Consider the following 19,183-nt stretch of genomic DNA (forward strand, 5'->3'; position numbering starts at 1 on the left):
TATTTTGTCTTTCTTTTCTGGATTGAAACAAAAGATCACCACCTAAAAAAGATTCTATCTATAGGATAATAAATGAACGCAGTAAAAATAAAGTAGAGAGAAAAAATCAAGCTGTCGAGACTTTCTCGACAGCTTGATTTTTTCATTTGAGAAGATAGAATTAAATTTTACACAGAAAACGCTTGTCAATTTTACTCGGAGGAAAGTCACTTCACTCTCGATTATCTTAATCCCACAGGGAACGCGGGTAGGTTACGTAGTCTCTTATTCAACTTATTTCATATCATTGTTATGCTTTTCCATATCGGAGCCTTTAATCCAGCCGCGTGCTTCCATTGCTTTGACGAGGTGATTAATCCCTACCATATAAGCTGCATCCCTCATGCGGCATTCCTTGTCCTTTTTCATTTCCAATACTTTATCAAAACCAAACAACATATGCTCCTCAAGCTTCTTGTTCACTTCTTCTTCTTTCCAGTAGTAGTTCATCGTATTTTGCACCCATTCGAAGTAGGAGACGGTTACACCGCCGGCATTACAAAGAATATCTGGAATAACAAAAATGCCTTTTTCCTCAAGAATCTTATCTCCCCCAGGTGTGGTTGGACCATTTGCTGCCTCAGCTAAGATTTTCGCTTGTATATTTGGGGCATTCTCTTTTGTTACCTGATTTTCAATGGCTGCTGGAATGAGAATATCTACGGGAAGTTCAAACATTTTCTCGTTCGTGATAGAATTCGCATCGGAAAATTTAGACGCATAGTTTTTACCATCTTTCACGAATTCAAGCAGTTTAGTGATATCTATCCCTTCCTCATTATATATCCCGCCTTTTGCATCTGTAATAGCGACAATCTTAACCCCTAATTCATGTAAAAATTTAGCTGTCATACTTCCCACATTGCCAAATCCTTGCAAGGCTGCTGTAGACTTGCTTAAATCCATTTCCAAAACCTTGGCTGCTTCACGGATCGTAAAGACGACTCCACGCCCTGTAGCTTCGAGACGGCCTAATGAACCTCCAATAATAACGGGTTTCCCTGTAATCATACCGGGAATATTGTAACCACGAAGTTGATCAAACTCATCAATCATCCACCCCATTACTTCTGGGCTCGTATTGACATCTGGAGCCGGGATATCCTTTTGTGGACCAATGATCGGTGTGATCTTTCTGATATACGTACGACTTAATGTCTCAAGTTCTCTTACAGATAGTTTCTCAGGATCAACGATGACTCCACCTTTACCGCCGCCAAAAGGAATATCGAGAATCGCAGCTTTTAAAGACATCCATATAGAAAGAGCCTTTACCTCATCGATGTTAACTTTCGGATGGAAACGAATTCCTCCCTTGGTTGGCCCAAGAATGTCAATATGCTGAGAACGATATCCAGTAAAATTTTGAATCGTCCCGTCATCCATACGAACCGGAAGCGATACCTCAAGCATTCTCATCGGTTTCTTAAGTACCTGGTAAATATTTTCGTGCAGACCAAGAGTCGTCACAGACTCCTTGATTAACCCTTTCACGATATCATAAGGATTATGATCCTGTGTCGTTATATCTGATTCGGCCTTGTCTTTATTGATCTTTTCACTTGACATGGTCTATTCCCCCTATTATAGGATCTCTCTGTAACTAAAATTCCTAAAAGTTCGCCTTTTTATACCAAATCTGAAATGAAAATGATTGACAAACATCTTTATTAACTAGCTTTTCTTTTAAAGTAGTTTCATTCTTTTAAAAGAAAACGACCCTGGCACATGTACCAGGGTCGTTTTCCATCCGTATAAATTTCTTTTAAAATTCTAATGTTTTGAAAGGGAAGCTTATTGATTCAAATGTTGTTGACACTGCTGTGTGAGCTGCTGGATTTGCTGCAACTGCTGTGAAGCATTTTGTTCACGTTGAGCCATTTGTTGTTGTGAATTCATCGCAGCTCCTTGTGGTTGTCCTTGTCCTTGAAGTTGTTGAGCATTTTGTTGTTCTTGCTGTTCCAATTGTTGAGCAATTTGAGCAATTTGCTGAAGTGCTTGTTGAGCTTGTTGTTGTGGCATAATCATTTTCCTCCTTTTGGATATGGATACTATGATATTGTGTGTGAGTTTACAGGTTTCATTCACGGTGATTTCAACTACTTATTTTTATAATCATCCAGAAAATCTTTCTGAAAACTCGTGGTAATCTTAGCATCAGATGGGTTTTTCAGCTTCTGAAACGGGTTTTGACCATACTTTTCAGTTAGTGTGTCGATCATATGATAGAGCTTTTCCTTTTCTGCATACTGTTGATAGTTAAATAAATCGAGTTGCTGAGTTAGTTCGTTTTTTTCGGCTAGATCTTGGGCCGTTATGCCAAGCAGTCGAATAGGTTGTTGATTCCAATGCTCATCAAATTGCTGAAAGGCAGCTTGAAACAGATCATCAGCTGTTCCAATAAAATCGGAAAGCTGCCGGCTTCTGGTCACTGTTTTACGGTCATGATAGCGAATCATGAGTTGAACATTTTGGGCAAGGACATCTTTATTCTTCATGCGTGCTTCTACTTTTGCCGCAAGTTTTCTAAGTACTTGCCGGACTTCCGCCTCATCAGTTGTATCATGGGGAAGCGTTGTCGATGTGCCAATGCTTTTGAATTCATGAACGGCTTCTGGATCAACGGGTTTTTCATCGATTCCATTTGCTCTATTCTGTAAACGTTCGCCATTAATACCGAGCACACGTTTAAGATCTAAGACAGGGTGTCCAGCTAGATCACCAATGGTTTCCACTCGGAGTTTTCTTAACTTGAAAGCTGTTTTTTCACCCACCCCGTACATTTCCTCTATAGGGAGCGGCCATAATTTATGCTGCAAGTCCCGTTTACGCAAAATGGTAATGCCCATTGGCTTTTTCATATCTGACGCCATCTTGGCCAAAAATTTATTTGGTGCGATCCCTATACTGCACGGTAAGTCCAGTTCCTCTTTGATACGAGACTGGATCCGCTCCGCAATCTCCGGAGGTGAACCCTGCTCATGGCATGCGGTGATATCCATGTAGCCTTCGTCAATCGAAACAGGCTGGACAATATCAGTAACATCTGCGAGGATTTTAAACATTTCTTTCGATGCAGCGCGATATCGTTCAAAGGTTGGTGACATGACAATTAAATCCTTGCAGAGGCGTTTAGCTTCACCAACAGGCATCGTCGTCTTCACACCATATTTCCGAGCTTCATAGCTGCTTGTAACGACAATACCACGCCTTTCTTCAGGATTTCCCGCAATCGCTAGCGGTTTGCCCTTTAAAGATGGGTTAAAGGCCATTTCTACTGATGCATAGAAACTGTTCATGTCTACGTGAAAAATAACCCGACCGTTTTTTGGATACCACTTCAACATCGTAATCCTTCCTTTTCGAACAGTTGTTCTTAAATTATAACATAAGAAAAAGCAGCCATGTACATGACTGCCCTGTTGGCGATTTTGTTATTGACCTGCAGCTTCCTCGATAATTGCTGTAACAAGCTCCGCAATTTTCACAAGCTCTCCCACAGGCATGCGTTCATTTGTTGTATGAATCTCTTCGTATCCTACGGCAAGGTTTACAGTTGGAATATCATGACCAGCGATGACGTTTGCATCACTGCCTCCCCCACTTGTTAACAATTCACTTTCACGGCCAATCTTCTTCGCTGCTGCTCTAGCAACTTCAACAACATGGTCGCCTGCTTGTTGTTTAAAACCTGGATACATAATATCGACTTGAAGTTCGACTTCGCCGGCCATCTCACCAGCAGCTTCAATAAAGGCCTGTTTCATTTTTTCGACTTGTTCGTTCATCTTTTCAGGAACGAGTGAACGTGCCTCAGCTAAAATTTCGACATGGTCGCATACGATGTTCGTTTGCTTTCCACCTTCGAAGCGACCAATATTTGCTGTTGTTTCATCATCAATGCGTCCAAGAGGCATCCTTGCAATTGCCTTAGAAGCAAGCGTAATGGCAGACACCCCTTTCTCAGGTGCAAGGCCAGCGTGAGCGGTACGACCTTTGACAGTGGCGTTGATTTTCGCTTGTGTTGGTGCAGCGATAATAATATTACCTACCTGTCCATTACTATCAATGGCATAACCATATTTCGCTTTCAAATGAGCACTGTCTAGCGCCTTGGCACCAACGAGCCCGCTTTCTTCTCCAACAGTGATGATAAATTGAAGGTCGCCATGCTCAACGTTTTGTTCCTTAATGGAACGGATCGCTTCTAAGATGGCAGCAAGACCTGCTTTATCATCCGCTCCGAGAATGGTTGTCCCGTCTGTCACGATGTAATCATCTTTAATGGATGGTTTTACATTGATACCCGGTACAACTGTATCCATATGAGATGTGAAGTAAATCGTGTCGACTCCTTCTTTTGTTCCTTTCATATTACAAATGAGATTCCCGGCACCGTGTCCGGTTTTATCTTTAGCATCGTCTTCGATGACGTCAAGACCAAGCTCCTTGAATTTCTTTATCAATACCTCGGCAATCTTTGCTTCATCCTTTGTTTCAGAATCCACTTGAACCAGTTCCAGAAATTCTTCGATTAAACGGTCTTTATTAACAGCTACCATCATTTCAACCTCCCGGCAAAGTATATGTAAAAAACTTATCCCTCTTAGTACGTTAGCTCAAACTATACTTACGTGTCAATTAGAGAGGCATATTGCCATGTTTTTTATAGGGGCGTTCTTCCTGTTTATTTTTCAGCATATCAAGTGCGTTTATAAGGGTAATCCTTGTTTCCCTTGGATCAATCACATCGTCAACCATCCCGAGCCCGGCAGCTACATAGGGATTCGCAAAACGTTCACGGTATTCATTAATTTTATTTTGCCTTGTTTCTTCAGGATTCTCGCTTTCTTTGATATCTTTTGCGAAAATAATATTTGCAGCGCCCTCTGGTCCCATAACAGCAATTTCAGCATTTGGCCAAGCATAAACCAAATCTGCGCCAATCGATTTACTATTAAGAGCCACATACGCCCCGCCATAAGCCTTACGCGTGATAACGGTCAGCTTTGGGACAGTTGCCTCCGAATAAGCATATAAAATTTTTGCACCATGACGAATGATCCCTCCATGTTCTTGCTTAATGCCAGGGAAGAAACCAGTCACATCTTCAAACGTGATAAGTGGAATATTGAAAGAATCACAAAAACGGATAAAACGTGCGGCTTTATCACTTGAATCAATGTCTAAGCCGCCAGCCATATATTTAGGTTGGTTACAAACAAGCCCGACTGTTTGGCCTTGTAGACGCGCGAAACCTACGACAATGTTTTTGGCAAAGTCTTTGTGGATCTCAAAGAAAGAATGTTTGTCGACCACTTCCTCAATAATTACACGTACATCATACGGTCTAACTGGGTCAAATGGGATTTTATCTGTTAAATCCGGACGGTAATCGTCTTTCTCGTCAGTCACCTCGACACGCTGCGGTTTTTCTTTGTTATTAGCAGGCAAGTATTTTACTAAATCTTTTACAGCATCTAGGGCTGAAGCTTCGTCTTTGGTTTTAATATGGGCATTCCCGCTCAACGTATTATGTACGTCTGCCCCTCCCAAATCCTCAGCAGAAATCTGTTCCCCCGTAACCGTTTCAATTACCTTAGGCCCTGTGATAAACATTTGCGACGTTTCTTCAACCATAATGACAAAGTCGGTGATTGCCGGGGAGTAAACGGCCCCGCCGGCACATGGACCCATAATGACAGAAATTTGCGGGATTACGCCAGAGTAGATCGAATTACGGTAAAAGACTTGACCATAACCATCAAGGGAGGACACCCCTTCTTGAATGCGGGCACCGCCAGAGTCGTTAAGACCAATGAATGGCGTGCCATTTTTCACAGCTAGATCCATCACCGCAGCAATTTTCTTGGCATGCATTTCTCCAAGAGCTCCGCCATATACGGTGAAATCTTGCGCGAATAAATAGATATCCCGTCCAGCGATCTTACCAAATCCGGTTACAACTCCTTCTCCGTGGGCCTCGTTCCCATTCATGCCAAAATCACTTTGACGCTGTTCGATAAACGGGTTGAGTTCAATAAAACTATTCTCATCAACTAAATAGTCAATTCGTTCTCGAGCCGTCCACTTGCCTTTTTCATGTTGTTTATGAATTCGCTTGTCGCCGCCACCTAGTTCGGACTGTCTTCTTTTATCATAAAGCTCGTTAATTTTATCATAAATATCCATGATTACTGCTCCCCCTTTGGTTCAGTTAATTCATAGAGGACACTACCTGCAGCCTTTGGATGCAAGAATGCAATCTGACTATTATGAGCACCCTGTTTTGGTTCTGTATGAATCAGCGGTACACCCTCTGCCTGATACTGTTCAAGCCTTTTAGCAATATCATCGACCTCAAGGGCGATATGGTGAATCCCTTCCCCTTTTTTCATTATAAATTTACGAATAGAAGAGTCATCACTTAACGGTTCAAGCAGTTCAATTCGGGTGTCACCGATAGGAAGAAAAGCTACCCTTACTTGTTCGGAGGCTACTTCTTCAACTGCCTCCACTTCAAGGCCCAGCGTATGTTGATAAAAAGCTAACGATTGTTCGATGTTCTCAACAGCGATTCCAATATGGGACACTTTCTTTGGAGCGGTTCTCGTTTCTTGATTCATTAATTGTTTGATATAGATTGCCGTTGCATCAGTAAGAGCCCCGCTTGTGAAAATTTTCTTCACACCTTTCTCTTCTAAGTGCGGGATATCTTCAGCCGGGATGACTCCTCCACCAATAACCGGTATATCTGAAGCCCCCTCCTTTTCTAAAGCAGCTACGACTTTAGGAAAAAGTGAATTGTGCGCCCCTGATAACGAGGAAAGGCCAACGACATCCACGTCTTCCTGCACGGCTGCACGGGCAATTTGAATGGGTGATTGTCTTAATCCTGTATAAATAACTTCCATCCCATGGTCTCTTAACGCTTGAGCAATAATAAGCGCTCCTCTGTCGTGACCATCGAGGCCTGGTTTAGCGATCAGAACACGTATTGGCTTCATCTGTCCATCATCCTTCCTACACTCCTATATATTCTCCAAACTCATCACGAAGTACATTCGCAATTTCACCTACTGTTGCATACACCTTAACAGCCGCAACAATATGAGACATAACATTTTCATTTGTTTTCGCTGCTTGTCTGAGTCCGTTAAGGCATTGGTCTACTTCTGTCTGATTACGTGAGCTTCGAACTTGTACCGTTTTCTCAATTTGACCCTGCTCTAATGCTTCATCAACCCGTAATAAGTCTGGGTTAACTTCCTCCTCCAACTTATATTCATTTAGACCAACGACAATATCCTCTTTTGACTCCATGCGTTTCTGAGCTTCATATGCCGTCTGGTGGATTTCTCTTTGCATAAATCCTTCCTCAACAGCTTGAACCGCTCCACCTAGTTCTTTAATGCGTTCAAGGTATTTGTTGACTTCGTCTTCAATTTCGTCCGTCAACGCTTCTACATAATACGATCCGCCAAGTGGATCGATCGTATCTGCTACACCACTTTCTTGGGCAATAATTTGCTGCGTTCTAAGAGCAATCCTAGCAGAGTCCTCTGTCGGCAAAGCCAGAGCTTCATCACGTGAGTTCGTATGTAAGCTTTGTGTGCCACCCATAACCGCAGACAAAGCCTGGACAGTTACCCGAACAATATTGTTATCCGGCTGTTGTGCGGTTAGCGTACTCCCACCTGTTTGTGTATGAAAACGCAACTTCCAGCTCTTCGGATTTTCTGCTTTATAATGGTTTTTCATAATCTTTGCCCAAATTCGTCTCGCTGCGCGAAACTTTGCTGCCTCTTCAAAAAATTGATTGTGTGCATTAAAGAAGAAGGCCAGTCTTGGTGCAAATTGGTCAACCTCAAGTCCAGATTCAATGGCTGCATCCACATAGGCCATCCCATTTGCGATTGTAAAAGCAACCTCTTGAACGGCTGTCGAGCCTGCCTCACGGATATGGTAGCCTGAGATGCTTATGGTATTAAATTTCGGCAGCTGCTCATGGCAGTATCCAAAAATGTCTGTTATCAGACGCATAGACGGCTTTGGTGGATAAATATATGTACCTCGTGCAATATATTCTTTTAAGATATCGTTTTGAATTGTCCCTGTTAAATTTTCCGGACTCACCCCCTGCTTTTCACCAACAGCAATATACATGGCTAATAAAATGGATGCCGGCGCATTGATTGTCATCGATGTACTCACTTTGTTTAAAGGGATTTGATCAAAAAGACGTTCCATGTCTAGCAGCGAATCAATCGCCACTCCCACCTTTCCTACTTCCCCTTCTGCCATTGGGTCATCTGAGTCATAGCCAATTTGAGTAGGTAAATCGAAGGCAACAGATAGCCCAGTCTGCCCCTGTGCTAATAAATATCTAAACCGTTCATTCGTTTCTTCTGCTGAACCAAAACCGGCATATTGGCGCATCGTCCAATACCTGCTTCGATACATGGTCGGTTGAATCCCCCTGGTATACGGGAATTGACCTGGAAAACCTAGTTCGTCCGTATAGGCTTCATTTGGCTCTTTTGGTGTGTATAAGCGATCAATCTCAAGCTCTGAACTTGTCGTAAAACTTTGCTTCCGTTCAGGGAAACGTTGTTCTGTCTTTTTCACATCGCGTTTCCAGTTATCTTTAATTTGTTGATAGTTATTTAATTGGTTCATTTTGTTTCCTCCTCGCTTGAAAAACCTTCTCCTCTAGCATACCAAAAATAAAGCGCTTACGTTTCTCAAAATTACTAGAATTCACAATTCTATTGTAAATGATTTTCTTTCCTTGTCCAAACCACGGGTTCCATGTAAAATGTTTATAGGATATTGTTAAAAGGAGGTCATTCTACCTTGGCTCATTCTAAGAAAAAGAAATCCAAGCGCGAGCGCCGGATGAAAATAATCATTTATGTGATGATACTTTCAATGGTACTCTCCTCTCTTCTTGCTGGAGCGTCTTTCTTTATGTAAAATAAAAGGCCGCAAGCTAAGTGAATTTACTTAGCTTGCGGCTTGTTTATGATAAGAACCCTTTAAGTTTTCCTGTATGCCATTGTTCGTACAATTGTTCAAAAGGGGTCGATTCATCAACAATAATGATTTCTGTTCCCTCATCCACAAGATCATAAAACTGTTCAACCTTTTCATTGGTAAGACGAATACACCCTGCTGATACAGCATTTCCTACTGATTCCGGCCTGTTCGTACCATGAACGCCAAATATCCGCCCATCAGTACCGTTTGCATCAAAACCAATCCAGCGGCTTCCGAGCGGATTCTCAGGAACTCCTCCGGGAATATCCTTCTTCCGATAGTAAGGATCCTTTGCTTTTACACGAATAGTAAAATGTCCTTCCGGTGTCAATTCCTTCGTTTTACCGGTAGCTGCTTTGGTATGAAAAATTTCTTTTCCAGACTGGTACACGGCAAGCTCATGGGAAGATTTGTTCACGAGCACTACTGGCTCATCTGTAATAGATGGCGGTAAAAACGAACTGAACATCATTAATATCAAGGCAATCATTTGCATAGCCAGTCATCCTTTTTCTCAAAGTTTCCCCTGGAAAGGAAATCACTATACATCGCTCTTTTTAAATGATCGCTTAATAATTAGATACTCTTCGATTTCATTCAATAAATGAAATAAACTTGCCCTTACTTCAAATTCATCTCTTGTGGCAGGCAGTTCATCATTTCTAAATTCCTCTTTCATTTCTTTTAACTGCTGCAAATAAAGCACGGCTGTATTACCCGGGTGAATGCCTTCAGCCAACTCTTCAAAAAACTGCGCGATTCGTTTCGCGTGCTTATTTGGCCCTGAAATTCTGGTGACTAGCGGAAGCATACGCTCAAGTAGTTCAAATTGCTTTGTACGCATGTGAAAGTAATGATAAAACTGGTTGTGAGTACGAAGCAGGTGATTTTCTACATCTCGAAAAGACAGCGATTTTGCTTCCTCCAAAAGAGTGGCTGTATCGGTTAGTTCTTTGCCTGTCCACCCATCATTTCCGTCATCAAGGAATCTTGACAGCTCCCTCAATATTACAGCAAAGTTATCCTCCGTTTGCCGCTGATATTGCTCAAGTTTTCCTTCGAGACTAGGCATATAAACATTAAGCAGTAACGCCGTCCCTATTCCTACAAACATAAGCACCAACTCGTTCCAGATTAGAGGAGCAGAAATTCCACCTGAACCGTAAAGGTGTAAAATAATAACAGAACTTGTAACAATTCCAGGGCTAATCTTCAGCCATACTGTGGCAGGAATGAAGAAAAATAGCATTAGACCGATCGCTAGAGGATGATAGCCAATCAGCTCAAAGAAGACAAGAGAAAAGCCCATTGCTACGAAGCAGGCAGCGAACCGATGCCAAGCTGACAGAAAAGACTTCTTTCTCGTAATTTGAATGCACAAAATGGTGAGGATACCCGCCGAAGCATAATTATCGACTTGCAGCATCTGAGCTATCCATATGGCAAAGGGCGTTCCTAAGGCTGTTTTAATCGTACGATATCCTATTTTCAATCCATGGTCACCTCAGTTAAACACTTCTATGTAAAAGGGATCTTTGTCTGACCAAAGATCCCTTTCCTCATACTATTTATACTTCTTCACAATATTCTTCAAAACTGCGCTGTAATTTACCGATGACTTCCATCGGTTCAAAGCCCTCAATATCATGACGTTCAACCATAGTTTGGATCTTGCCATCTTTCATTAGCGCAAAGGATGGAGAGGATGGAGGATAGCCTTCAAAGAATTGGCGTGCTTTCTCCGTTGCTTCACGGTCTTGTCCAGCAAAAACCGTAACTAAATGCTCTGGACGCTTATCATAATGAATCGCATGTGAAGCTGCAGGGCGTGCAATTCCACCGGCGCAACCGCAAACGGAATTAATCATGACAAGTGTTGTACCTTGCTTTGATAAGGCTTCATCCACTTGTTCAGGTGTCGTTAATTCTGAATAACCTGCCTGAGTAATCTCATCACGTGCTTTTGTGACAACATCATTCATATAAATATTGAAATCCATATACATGGCTCCTTTATTAAGTAGTATCAATATCTTACCAAGATTTGCGAGTTCTTTCAATTAAATTGCAATGAAGAATGGGAACATAGTTGAACGGAGAGGTAAAAAATTAATTGCGCGAAATTTAGATTAATTGCATATTTGACCAAAAAAATAGCCCCAGAATGATCTGAGGCGCAAAATTTTAATAAACAGATGTATGCTCTTTAGACATGCTTTCAAGAATTTCTTTTACTCTAGCTAAGAAATTGCCTGCTACTAGACCATCCAGCACTCTATGGTCTAAGGATAGACATAAATTGACCATATCGCGTGCACCAAACATTCCGTCCTGATAGACCGGCTTCTTCACGATTGATTCAACTTGCAAGATCGCCGCTTGGGGATGGTTGATCACTCCCATGGATTGCACTGAACCAAATGAACCGGTGTTGTTCACTGTGAACGTTCCACCTTCCATATCTTTCGAAGTTAACTTGCCTTGGCGTGCTTTGCCTGCAAGGTCGGTGATGTCACGTGCAATGCCTTTAATGCTCTTCTCATCCGCATCTTTGATAACTGGCACGAAAAGTTCATCCTCTTTGGCAACAGCAATATTTAAATTGATTGCTTTGCGCTGAATGATCTTATCTCCTGCCCATGTACTATTAAGCTGAGGATAGTCTTTCAATGCTTGAGCTACTGCTTTAACAAAAAAGGAGAAGAAGGTTAGGCTATAGCCTTCTTTTTCTTTAAACTGTCTCTTAAGTGAGTTACGAAACTCAACTAAGTTGGTGACATCAACCTCCACCATCATCCAGGCATGTGGAATTTCTGTTGTTGATTTGACCATGTTTTGTGCGATCGCTTTCCTAACACCTGTAACAGGAATCTCTACGTCACCTTTACCAGCTTGTACATTCGGAGCAGCTGCCGGTGCTTTTGGCGCTTCCTGCTTAGGAGCTGTATCTTCAGATGTCTGTTCAGGAGCTGGCGCCTCTTTAGGTTGCGGTATGTCACCGCTCGCAATGATCTTCTCGATGTCTTTACGGGTAATTCGTCCGCCCCGTCCTGAACCCTCAACCAAGTTCAAATCGATGTCGTTGTCTTGTGCTAAGGTCATGACTGCTGGGGAATACCGCTTTTTATTGCCTTTTTCTTGATTTGATTTTGTATCTTTTTTCTCTGGTACTTGTTTCTTAGGGGTTTCTTCCTTAGCAGAAGAATCTTCCGTTTTCTCCTCTGCATTGTCCTTAACACTAGAGGACCCAGCACCTTCCACTTCAATATGACACATTAATTCACCGACTTCGATGGTATCGCCTTCTTGGGCAACAAGCTCTTTAATCGTTCCAGTAAATGAGGATGGAACCTCTGCATTTACTTTATCTGTCATAACCTCAGCAATTGGATCGTATTTATTTACCTTATCGCCAGGCTGTACAAGCCACGAATTGATCGTACCTTCTGTGACACTTTCACCAAGCTGAGGCATGTTGATTTTCTCTACTCCCACAAGGAACTCCTCCTTTTCTTAAAATTCCACTAAATCGCGCATAGCTTTTTCAACTTTATCTGGGTTCATCATAAAGTATTTTTCCATAGTAGGTGCATATGGCATAGACGGAACATCTGGACCAGCTAATCGTTTCACAGGCGCATCTAAATCAAACAAGCAATGCTCGCTTATAATCGCTGACACTTCAGAAATGATTCCGCCTTCTTTATTATCCTCAGTTACTAGCAAAACTTTTCCTGTTTTAGAAGCGGCTTCGATAATCGCCTCTTGATCAAGCGGGTAAACCGTTCTTAAATCGAGGATGTGGGCATTGATTCCCTCTTCTTCAAGTTTCTCAGCCGCTTGTAAAGCAAAGTGGACACAAAGACCGTACGTAATCACGGTAATGTCTGAGCCTTCTCGTTTCACATCAGCTTTCCCTAGAGGCAGGGTATAATCATCTTCGGGTACTTCACCTTTAATGAGACGATAGGCGCGTTTATGCTCGAAGAAAAGGACGGGATCATTGTCACGAATCGATGCTTTTAGCAGGCCTTTTACATCATAAGGGGTAGAAGGCATGACAATTTTCAATCCAGGTTGATTCGCAAAAACAGCTTCTACAGACTGGGAATGGTAAAGGGCGCCATGTACACCGCCCCCATAAGGGGCACGAATCGTCATGGGTACGTTCCAGTCATTATTAGAACGATAACGAGTTTTTGCAGCTTCAGAAATAATTTGGTTTACAGCCGGCATAATAAAATCAGCAAATTGCATTTCAGCAACCGGACGCATCCCATGCATTGCCGCACCGATTCCAACACCAGCAATGGCGGATTCAGCTAGCGGGGTATCTAACACACGATCCTCCCCAAATTGATCATACAATCCATCCGTAGCACGGAATACGCCTCCACGCTTCCCGACATCTTCACCTAGGACAAATACTTTCTCATCACGTTGCATCTCCTCTTTCAATGCTTGGGTTACAGCTTGAATATAAGATATGACTGCCATTTTAAAACCTCCCCCTCCTTACTCTTCGTAAACATAGTTCAATGCAGATTCAGCTTCAGCGTACGCAGCATTTTCCGCATAATCTGTCGCCTCATTGACTAAATTGTTCAGCTCTTCGTTCAATTCTGTTTCTTTTTCTTCTGTTAAAATATTTTGCTCACGCAAATAATTAGCAAATGTAACGATGGAATCTTTCTTCTTCGCTTCATCCACTTCATCACGTTCACGATATGTGCGGTCATCGTCATCACTAGAGTGTGGTGTTAAACGATAGGATACCGCTTCTATGAGTGATGGGCCTTCCCCTTTACGACCGCGGTCAGCTCCTGCTTTTACAACTTCATACACAGCAAGCGGGTCATTTCCATCAACCGTATGTCCTGGCATGCCGTAGCCAATTGCTCTATCGGATACCTTTTCACAAGCCAGCTGCTTTTGGACAGGAACGGAAATGGCGTATTTGTTGTTTTCCACCATGAAAATAACAGGAAGCTTGTGAACCCCGGCAAAGTTTGCTCCTTCGTGGAAATCCCCCTGGTTAGATGAGCCCTCTCCGAAGGTTACTAGAGAAACGAAATCCTTCTTCTCCATTTTCCCTGCCAAAGCAATGCCTACAGCATGCGGAACTTGGGTAGTTACAGGAGAAGATCCCGTAACAATGCGGTTTTTCTTTTGGCCGAAGTGGCCTGGCATTTGACGGCCACCTGAGTTTGGATCTTCAGCCTTAGCAAAGCCTGAGAGCATTAAGTCTTTTACTGTCATTCCAAAGGAAAGCACCACTCCCATATCACGATAGTAAGGCAGTGCATAATCTTTCTCACGATCGAGAGCGTAAGAGGCACCAACTTGAGCTGCCTCTTGACCTTGACAAGAGATTACAAATGGAATTTTACCTGCTCTGTTTAACAGCCACATACGTTCATCGACTTTTCTTGCTAACAGCATCGTGCGATACATATCCAACACTTGATCATCACTTAATCCTAATGATTTATGGCGATTTTTAGCCACGTGAATCCCTCCTTTTATTTCTTACCCATGTATTTGATTGCCATCAACGGCCATGGCCGCCTCACCAATAGCTTCAGACAGCGTTGGATGGGGATGAATGCTTTCAGCGATTTCCCAAGGTGTCGCGTCCAATACTTTAGCAAGCCCAGCCTCAGAAATCATGTCTGTCACATGTGGACCAATCATATGGACACCGAGTAAGTCATCATTCTCTTTATTTGCAATGATTTTTACAAAACCATCTGTCTCACCAAAAACAAGGGCTTTTCCAATTGCCTGAAATGGAAACTTGCCAACTTTCACTTCGTATCCTTGTTTTTTCGCCTGCTGCTCAGTTAAACCAACACTAGCTACCTCCGGATTTGAATAAATACATGTTGGTACTTGATCAGAGTTCATTGGATGTGGATGATTATTCGCCATATGTTCCACTGCAATGATACCTTCATGTGAAGCTACGTGAGCCAGTTGCATTCCACCAATGACATCCCCAATTGCGTAAATATGAGATTCTTTTGTTTGATAATTTGCATTCGTTTGAATGAAGCCATTTTCTACTTCAATATCCGTATTTTCAAGACCGATATTATTGATATTTGCCGCGCGGCCTACAGACACGAGCATTCGTTCGGCCTCATAGGTAACGGTTTCCCCATCCACTTCTGCTTGAATGGCTACACCGTTATCTTTTTGCAATGTCTCCGAAAGAACTTTGGCATCTGTAACGATCTCGACACCTTTTTTCTTCATTTGCTTCAACATCTCTTTAGAAATATCCTGATCCTCCGTTGGGAGAATGTGAGGCAAGTATTCAAGAACTGTCACCTTAATCCCAAAGTCAGCCAACATAGATGCCCACTCAATCCCAATAACACCTCCACCTACAATAATGATGGATGAAGGTAATTCCTTCATATTGAGAGCTTCATCTGATGTCATTACTAGGTCTCCATCGACTTTGAGTCCAGGAAGTGATTTCGGACTTGAACCTGTTGCGATTAGCACATTTTTTGGTACGATCATTTCATTTTCTTCTCCGTTGTTCATCTCAACAGAAATCGTTCCTGCCGTTGGGGAGAAAATAGAAGGTCCAAGGATTCGTCCAAATCCTTCAATGACATCGATTTTCCCTTTTTTCATCAGACCTTGAACGCCTTTATGTAGGGTGTCTACAATCGATTGCTTTCGCTCTTGGACTTTCGTAAAGTTTAACGTTGGCTCATTTGTTGTTACCCCATAGTCTTCCGCTTCCTTTGTTTGGCGAAAAACCTCCGCACTACGCAAAAGTGCTTTAGAAGGAATACAACCACGATGAAGGCATGTCCCTCCCAGTTCTTGTTTCTCAACAATCGCCACTTTCAAGCCAAGCTTTGACGCACGTATGGCAGCAACATATCCGCCCGTGCCTCCACCTAATACGACTAAATCATACTCTTCTGCCATATTTGTCTCTACTCCCTTCTATTCAGCAAAATTTGGGTAGTGCTTCGGAATCTCTTCATGGTTTAACACACGAAGTGTTCCTTCATTCAATGCTTCCAATTCATTCTCACCCGGATAAACGAGAACATCCGCAATCCAGCTAATGCGCTTTGAGATTTCAGCTATAAATGCTTTTCCGTAGGCCAGGCCGCCAGTTAAGACAATCGCATCTACTTTCCCTTCAAGAGTAACACTCATACTTCCAATTTCTTTAGCAATTTGATAGGCCATAGCCTCGTAAACAAGCTTTGCTTTCTTATCTCCATGTTCAACCATTTTCTCTACTTCGATCGCATCATTTGTATCTAGGTAGGCCATTAAGCCGCCTTGTCCCACAAGCTTCTTCATGACTTCATCACGATAAAACTGTCCTGAATAACAAAGGGAAACAAGGTCTCCAGCAGGAACCGTTCCTGCTCTTTCAGGTGAAAAGGGCCCATCTCCATGAAGTCCGTTGTTCACGTCGATGACTCGTCCATTCGCGTGGGCGCCGACTGTTATCCCTCCACCCATATGTGTGACAATTAATCGAGTATTTCTATAAGGTTTCTCGAGGTCTTTGGCTGCTCTTCTGGCAACAGCCTTTTGGTTTAAAGCATGGAAAATGCTTTTTCTCGGTATTTCTGGTACACCGGAAATACGGGCCAATTCATCAAGCTCATCTACAACAACTGGATCAACAATATAGGCTCCGATGTTTAACCCCTTAGCAATCTCATGAGCAATAATTCCGCCTAAATTTGAGGCGTGCTCTCCATTGTAACCCTCTTTCAAATCCTCAAGCATGGCATCATTCACTTCATATGTGCCGCCTTCGATAGGCCGAAGCAAACCTCCGCGCCCGCACACGGCGCTAAGTTTACTTATGTTCATCCCTTCCTCGTCAAGTACAGTTAAAATGACTTGTTTTCGAAATTCATACTGATCAATAATTCTTTTATACTGATTCACTTCTTCTGGCTTGTGTCGGATCGTTTTTTCAAATACGACTTGCTCATTGTCAAAGACACCTATTTTAGTAGATGTAGAACCAGGATTTATAACAAGTATTCGGTGTGATTGCAAAATCGTTGACCTCCATTATCCTTATCTTCTGCTTAAAATATGGTGACCGTTTTGTAGGAATTGGCTACGAGATTTACGCATACGCTCAATCCGCTCTTCAGCCATACGATCAGCAGCTTTATAAGTTGGGATATCATCACGGCGGGAAATCTCAAAGACTCGTGTAACATTGTCGTAGATTGTTTCCACACGTTTCATGGCGCGTTCTTCATTGTAGCCATGCAGTTCGTCGGCCACATTTATAACTCCTCCCGCATTAATCACATAGTCGGGTGTATAGACAACGCCTTGCTCATGAAGAATATCACCGTGTCTGGTTTCTTTCAATTGGTTGTTGGCTGCACCGGCAATTACTTTGGCTTTAATTTGTGGAATTGTATCATCGTTGATCGTTGCACCCAACGCACAAGGGGCATAAATGTCGCAGTCAACACTATAAATTTCTTCCGTTTCAACCGCTCGCGCCCCGAATTCATCCACTGCACGCTGAACGGCCTCTTTATTGATGTCCGTTACAATTAAATTCGCGCCTTCTTCGTGAAGGTGGCGACATAGGTTGAAGGCGACATTACCTATACCTTGTACAGCAATCGTTTTACCTTCAAGAGAATCACTGCCAAATCCTTCTTTTGCTGCCGCTTTCATTCCGCGGTAAACACCATAAGCTGTTACAGGAGACGGATTCCCTGAGGATCCAAATGCTTCAGAGATACCTGTTACATAATTAGTCTCTTCATGAATGAGATCCATATCTTGAACTGTTGTTCCGACATCTTCTGCTGTAATGTATCGTCCGTTTAAGCCTTGAATGTAACGACCAAAGGCACGGAACAAAGCTTCATTTTTCACCGTTTTAGGATCCCCGATGATGACCGTCTTTCCACCGCCGAGGTTAAGGCCAGCTGCAGCATTTTTATACGTCATTCCTTTTGCAAGACGAAGGGCATCTTCAATAGCTGCTTCTTCAGTTTCATAATGCCAAATACGCGTGCCGCCTAACGCAGGTCCAAGTGTCGTATCATGAATGGCAATAATCGCTTTCAAGCCTGATTGCTCATCTTGACAGAAAAGTAGTTGCTCGTAATCATACTCAGTCATATACTTAAAAATTTCCATTGTTATTTCCCCCAATTATTTGCTTGATTGTAATGCTAATGCTAATGAATACACTTTGCTTTGGGCGGAATCAGCTCTTGATGTTAACACGATCGGAGCTTTAGCCCCGCTGATTACACCAGCTACCTTCGCACCGGCAAAATATATAAACGACTTATATAATGCATTTGCCACTTCAATCGTTGGTACCATTAATATATCAGCTGCACCAGCTACTTCTGACTTGATCCCTTTTTGCTTAGCAGCTTGCAAATCAACTGCATTATCAAATGCCAGTGGACCGTCTATGATACAATTTTTGATTTGACCGCGACGATTCATTTGCGTCAATATCGCTGCATCTTCAGTAGCAGTCATAGCCGGATTAACTACCTCGACTGCAGCAAGCGGCGCAACCTTAGGCAGGGTCCAGCCCGCCTGATTTGCTACCTCAACTACATTTTTAACGATTTGAGCCTTCTCATCTAAAGTTGGAGCAATATTCATCGCCGAATCTGTTAAAAAGACAAGCCGATCCTTGTTTGGAATCTCAAACAAAGCAACATGAGAAAGGACCCGATTTGACCGTAAGCCATATTGTTTATTTAGGACGGCTTTAAGTAACTGCTTCGTATCGATATGACCTTTCATAACTACATGTGCTTCCCCTTCACGAACAGATTTTACTGCTTCATCAGCAGACTGGTCTTCAGCTGAAGACTTAACGCTTACACCGGGCTGTGATAAATCTAATCCGACTTCTTCAGCAAGATGTTCAATATGGTCTTGATCTCCTACTAAAAGAAATCTTGCAATGTTTATCTCACATGCATGTTTAACCGCCCTCAGCACCTCATGGTCAGCTGCTTGAGCAACGGCTATGGTTTGAAGATTGTTCCGATCTATTGTTTTAAGCAAATCATCTAATGACTTCATTTTTTCACCTCTTTTTAAT

18 protein-coding genes are annotated in these 19,183 nt (G+C 42.5%); 1 reads left to right on the top strand and 17 read right to left on the bottom strand.

The window, feature by feature from the left end; all coding sequences use genetic code 11:
* Positions 1-273: 273 nt before the first annotated feature.
* The 7 genes from MUO14_RS01290 to MUO14_RS01320 form a co-directional block, all read right to left on the bottom strand.
* Positions 274-1,608 carry a Glu/Leu/Phe/Val family dehydrogenase gene (locus MUO14_RS01290; protein ID WP_304654208.1) on the bottom strand — a complete coding sequence of 445 codons (1,335 nt, stop codon included), beginning with the start codon at positions 1,606-1,608 and terminating at the stop codon, positions 274-276.
* A 225-nt stretch (positions 1,609-1,833) separates the two neighbouring features.
* Positions 1,834-2,061, bottom strand: a complete 228-nt coding sequence (locus MUO14_RS01295; protein ID WP_244753285.1) for a hypothetical protein — start codon at positions 2,059-2,061, stop codon at positions 1,834-1,836.
* Positions 2,062-2,138: 77 nt separating this feature from the next.
* Complete coding sequence (locus MUO14_RS01300; RefSeq protein ID WP_244753286.1) at positions 2,139-3,386, bottom strand: DNA polymerase IV; 1,248 nt, start codon at positions 3,384-3,386, stop codon at positions 2,139-2,141.
* Between the two features lie 87 nt (positions 3,387-3,473).
* Positions 3,474-4,601, bottom strand: a complete 1,128-nt coding sequence (locus MUO14_RS01305) for a M20/M25/M40 family metallo-hydrolase (RefSeq protein ID WP_244755435.1) — start codon at positions 4,599-4,601, stop codon at positions 3,474-3,476.
* Between the two features lie 79 nt (positions 4,602-4,680).
* Positions 4,681-6,231 carry an acyl-CoA carboxylase subunit beta gene (locus MUO14_RS01310; protein WP_244753287.1) on the bottom strand — a complete coding sequence of 517 codons (1,551 nt, stop codon included), beginning with the start codon at positions 6,229-6,231 and terminating at the stop codon, positions 4,681-4,683.
* 2 nt (positions 6,232-6,233) lie between these two features.
* A complete protein-coding gene (mce, locus tag MUO14_RS01315) occupies positions 6,234-7,046 on the bottom strand; it encodes a methylmalonyl-CoA epimerase (RefSeq protein WP_244753288.1) in 813 nt (270 codons plus the stop codon).
* A gap of 16 nt (positions 7,047-7,062) precedes the next feature.
* The gene (locus MUO14_RS01320; RefSeq protein WP_244753289.1) at positions 7,063-8,718 is read right to left on the bottom strand and encodes an acyl-CoA mutase large subunit family protein; all 1,656 of its coding nucleotides are present in this window, start codon (positions 8,716-8,718) and stop codon (positions 7,063-7,065) included.
* Between the two features lie 219 nt (positions 8,719-8,937).
* Here MUO14_RS01320 and prli42 point away from each other — a divergent pair, with 219 nt between their 5' ends.
* A complete protein-coding gene (gene prli42, locus MUO14_RS24215) occupies positions 8,938-9,015 on the top strand; it encodes a stressosome-associated protein Prli42 (RefSeq protein WP_255822197.1) in 78 nt (25 codons plus the stop codon).
* Between the two features lie 46 nt (positions 9,016-9,061).
* On the opposite strand, the gene MUO14_RS01330 is transcribed toward prli42, so the two are convergent.
* The 10 genes from MUO14_RS01330 to yqiS all read right to left on the bottom strand — a co-directional run bounded on the left by MUO14_RS01330 (position 9,062) and on the right by yqiS (position 19,164).
* A complete protein-coding gene (locus MUO14_RS01330; protein WP_318036004.1) occupies positions 9,062-9,574 on the bottom strand; it encodes a L,D-transpeptidase in 513 nt (170 codons plus the stop codon).
* A 45-nt stretch (positions 9,575-9,619) separates the two neighbouring features.
* Positions 9,620-10,570: an aromatic acid exporter family protein gene (locus MUO14_RS01335; RefSeq protein ID WP_244753290.1), complete on the bottom strand. Its 951-nt coding sequence runs from the start codon at positions 10,568-10,570 to the stop codon at positions 9,620-9,622.
* Positions 10,571-10,646: 76 nt separating this feature from the next.
* Complete coding sequence (locus tag MUO14_RS01340) at positions 10,647-11,084, bottom strand: BrxA/BrxB family bacilliredoxin (protein WP_244753291.1); 438 nt, start codon at positions 11,082-11,084, stop codon at positions 10,647-10,649.
* A gap of 178 nt (positions 11,085-11,262) precedes the next feature.
* Positions 11,263-12,573, bottom strand: coding sequence for a dihydrolipoamide acetyltransferase family protein (locus MUO14_RS01345; RefSeq protein ID WP_244753292.1), 1,311 nt, complete (start codon positions 12,571-12,573; stop codon positions 11,263-11,265).
* Positions 12,574-12,591: 18 nt separating this feature from the next.
* Positions 12,592-13,575: an alpha-ketoacid dehydrogenase subunit beta gene (locus MUO14_RS01350; RefSeq protein WP_244753293.1), complete on the bottom strand. Its 984-nt coding sequence runs from the start codon at positions 13,573-13,575 to the stop codon at positions 12,592-12,594.
* An 18-nt stretch (positions 13,576-13,593) separates the two neighbouring features.
* Complete coding sequence (locus MUO14_RS01355; RefSeq protein WP_244755438.1) at positions 13,594-14,532, bottom strand: thiamine pyrophosphate-dependent dehydrogenase E1 component subunit alpha; 939 nt, start codon at positions 14,530-14,532, stop codon at positions 13,594-13,596.
* Between the two features lie 75 nt (positions 14,533-14,607).
* On the bottom strand, positions 14,608-16,029 hold the full coding sequence (gene lpdA / locus MUO14_RS01360) for a dihydrolipoyl dehydrogenase (protein ID WP_244753294.1): 1,422 nt from the start codon (positions 16,027-16,029) through the stop codon (positions 14,608-14,610).
* An 18-nt stretch (positions 16,030-16,047) separates the two neighbouring features.
* Positions 16,048-17,133 (bottom strand): butyrate kinase, encoded by a 1,086-nt coding sequence (buk, locus tag MUO14_RS01365; protein WP_244753295.1) that lies wholly within the window; start codon positions 17,131-17,133, stop codon positions 16,048-16,050.
* A gap of 21 nt (positions 17,134-17,154) precedes the next feature.
* On the bottom strand, positions 17,155-18,249 hold the full coding sequence (gene bcd / locus MUO14_RS01370) for a Leu/Phe/Val dehydrogenase (RefSeq protein ID WP_244753296.1): 1,095 nt from the start codon (positions 18,247-18,249) through the stop codon (positions 17,155-17,157).
* Between the two features lie 15 nt (positions 18,250-18,264).
* Entirely contained in the window at positions 18,265-19,164 is a 900-nt protein-coding gene (yqiS, locus tag MUO14_RS01375; RefSeq protein WP_244753297.1) for a phosphate butyryltransferase, read from the bottom strand.
* Between the last annotated feature and the right edge of the window lie 19 nt (positions 19,165-19,183).

The sequence above is a fragment of the Halobacillus shinanisalinarum genome (assembly GCF_022919835.1).
Taxonomy (GTDB): Bacteria; Bacillota; Bacilli; order Bacillales; family Halobacillaceae; genus Halobacillus_A; species Halobacillus_A shinanisalinarum.

Coding starts and splice junctions, on each gene's coding strand:
- MUO14_RS01290 (WP_304654208.1), bottom strand. CDS start 1,608: ATGTCAAGTGAAAAGATCAATAAAGACAAGGCCGAATCAGATATAACG.
- MUO14_RS01295 (WP_244753285.1), bottom strand. CDS start 2,061: ATGCCACAACAACAAGCTCAACAAGCACTTCAGCAAATTGCTCAAATT.
- MUO14_RS01300 (WP_244753286.1), bottom strand. CDS start 3,386: ATGTTGAAGTGGTATCCAAAAAACGGTCGGGTTATTTTTCACGTAGAC.
- MUO14_RS01305 (WP_244755435.1), bottom strand. CDS start 4,601: ATGGTAGCTGTTAATAAAGACCGTTTAATCGAAGAATTTCTGGAACTG.
- MUO14_RS01310 (WP_244753287.1), bottom strand. CDS start 6,231: ATGGATATTTATGATAAAATTAACGAGCTTTATGATAAAAGAAGACAG.
- mce (WP_244753288.1), bottom strand. CDS start 7,046: ATGAAGCCAATACGTGTTCTGATCGCTAAACCAGGCCTCGATGGTCAC.
- MUO14_RS01320 (WP_244753289.1), bottom strand. CDS start 8,718: ATGAACCAATTAAATAACTATCAACAAATTAAAGATAACTGGAAACGC.
- prli42 (WP_255822197.1), top strand. CDS start 8,938: ATGAAAATAATCATTTATGTGATGATACTTTCAATGGTACTCTCCTCT.
- MUO14_RS01330 (WP_318036004.1), bottom strand. CDS start 9,574: ATGCAAATGATTGCCTTGATATTAATGATGTTCAGTTCGTTTTTACCG.
- MUO14_RS01340 (WP_244753291.1), bottom strand. CDS start 11,084: ATGTATATGGATTTCAATATTTATATGAATGATGTTGTCACAAAAGCA.
- MUO14_RS01350 (WP_244753293.1), bottom strand. CDS start 13,575: ATGGCAGTCATATCTTATATTCAAGCTGTAACCCAAGCATTGAAAGAG.
- MUO14_RS01355 (WP_244755438.1), bottom strand. CDS start 14,532: ATGTATCGCACGATGCTGTTAGCAAGAAAAGTCGATGAACGTATGTGG.
- lpdA (WP_244753294.1), bottom strand. CDS start 16,029: ATGGCAGAAGAGTATGATTTAGTCGTATTAGGTGGAGGCACGGGCGGA.
- bcd (WP_244753296.1), bottom strand. CDS start 18,249: ATGGAAATTTTTAAGTATATGACTGAGTATGATTACGAGCAACTACTT.
- yqiS (WP_244753297.1), bottom strand. CDS start 19,164: ATGAAGTCATTAGATGATTTGCTTAAAACAATAGATCGGAACAATCTT.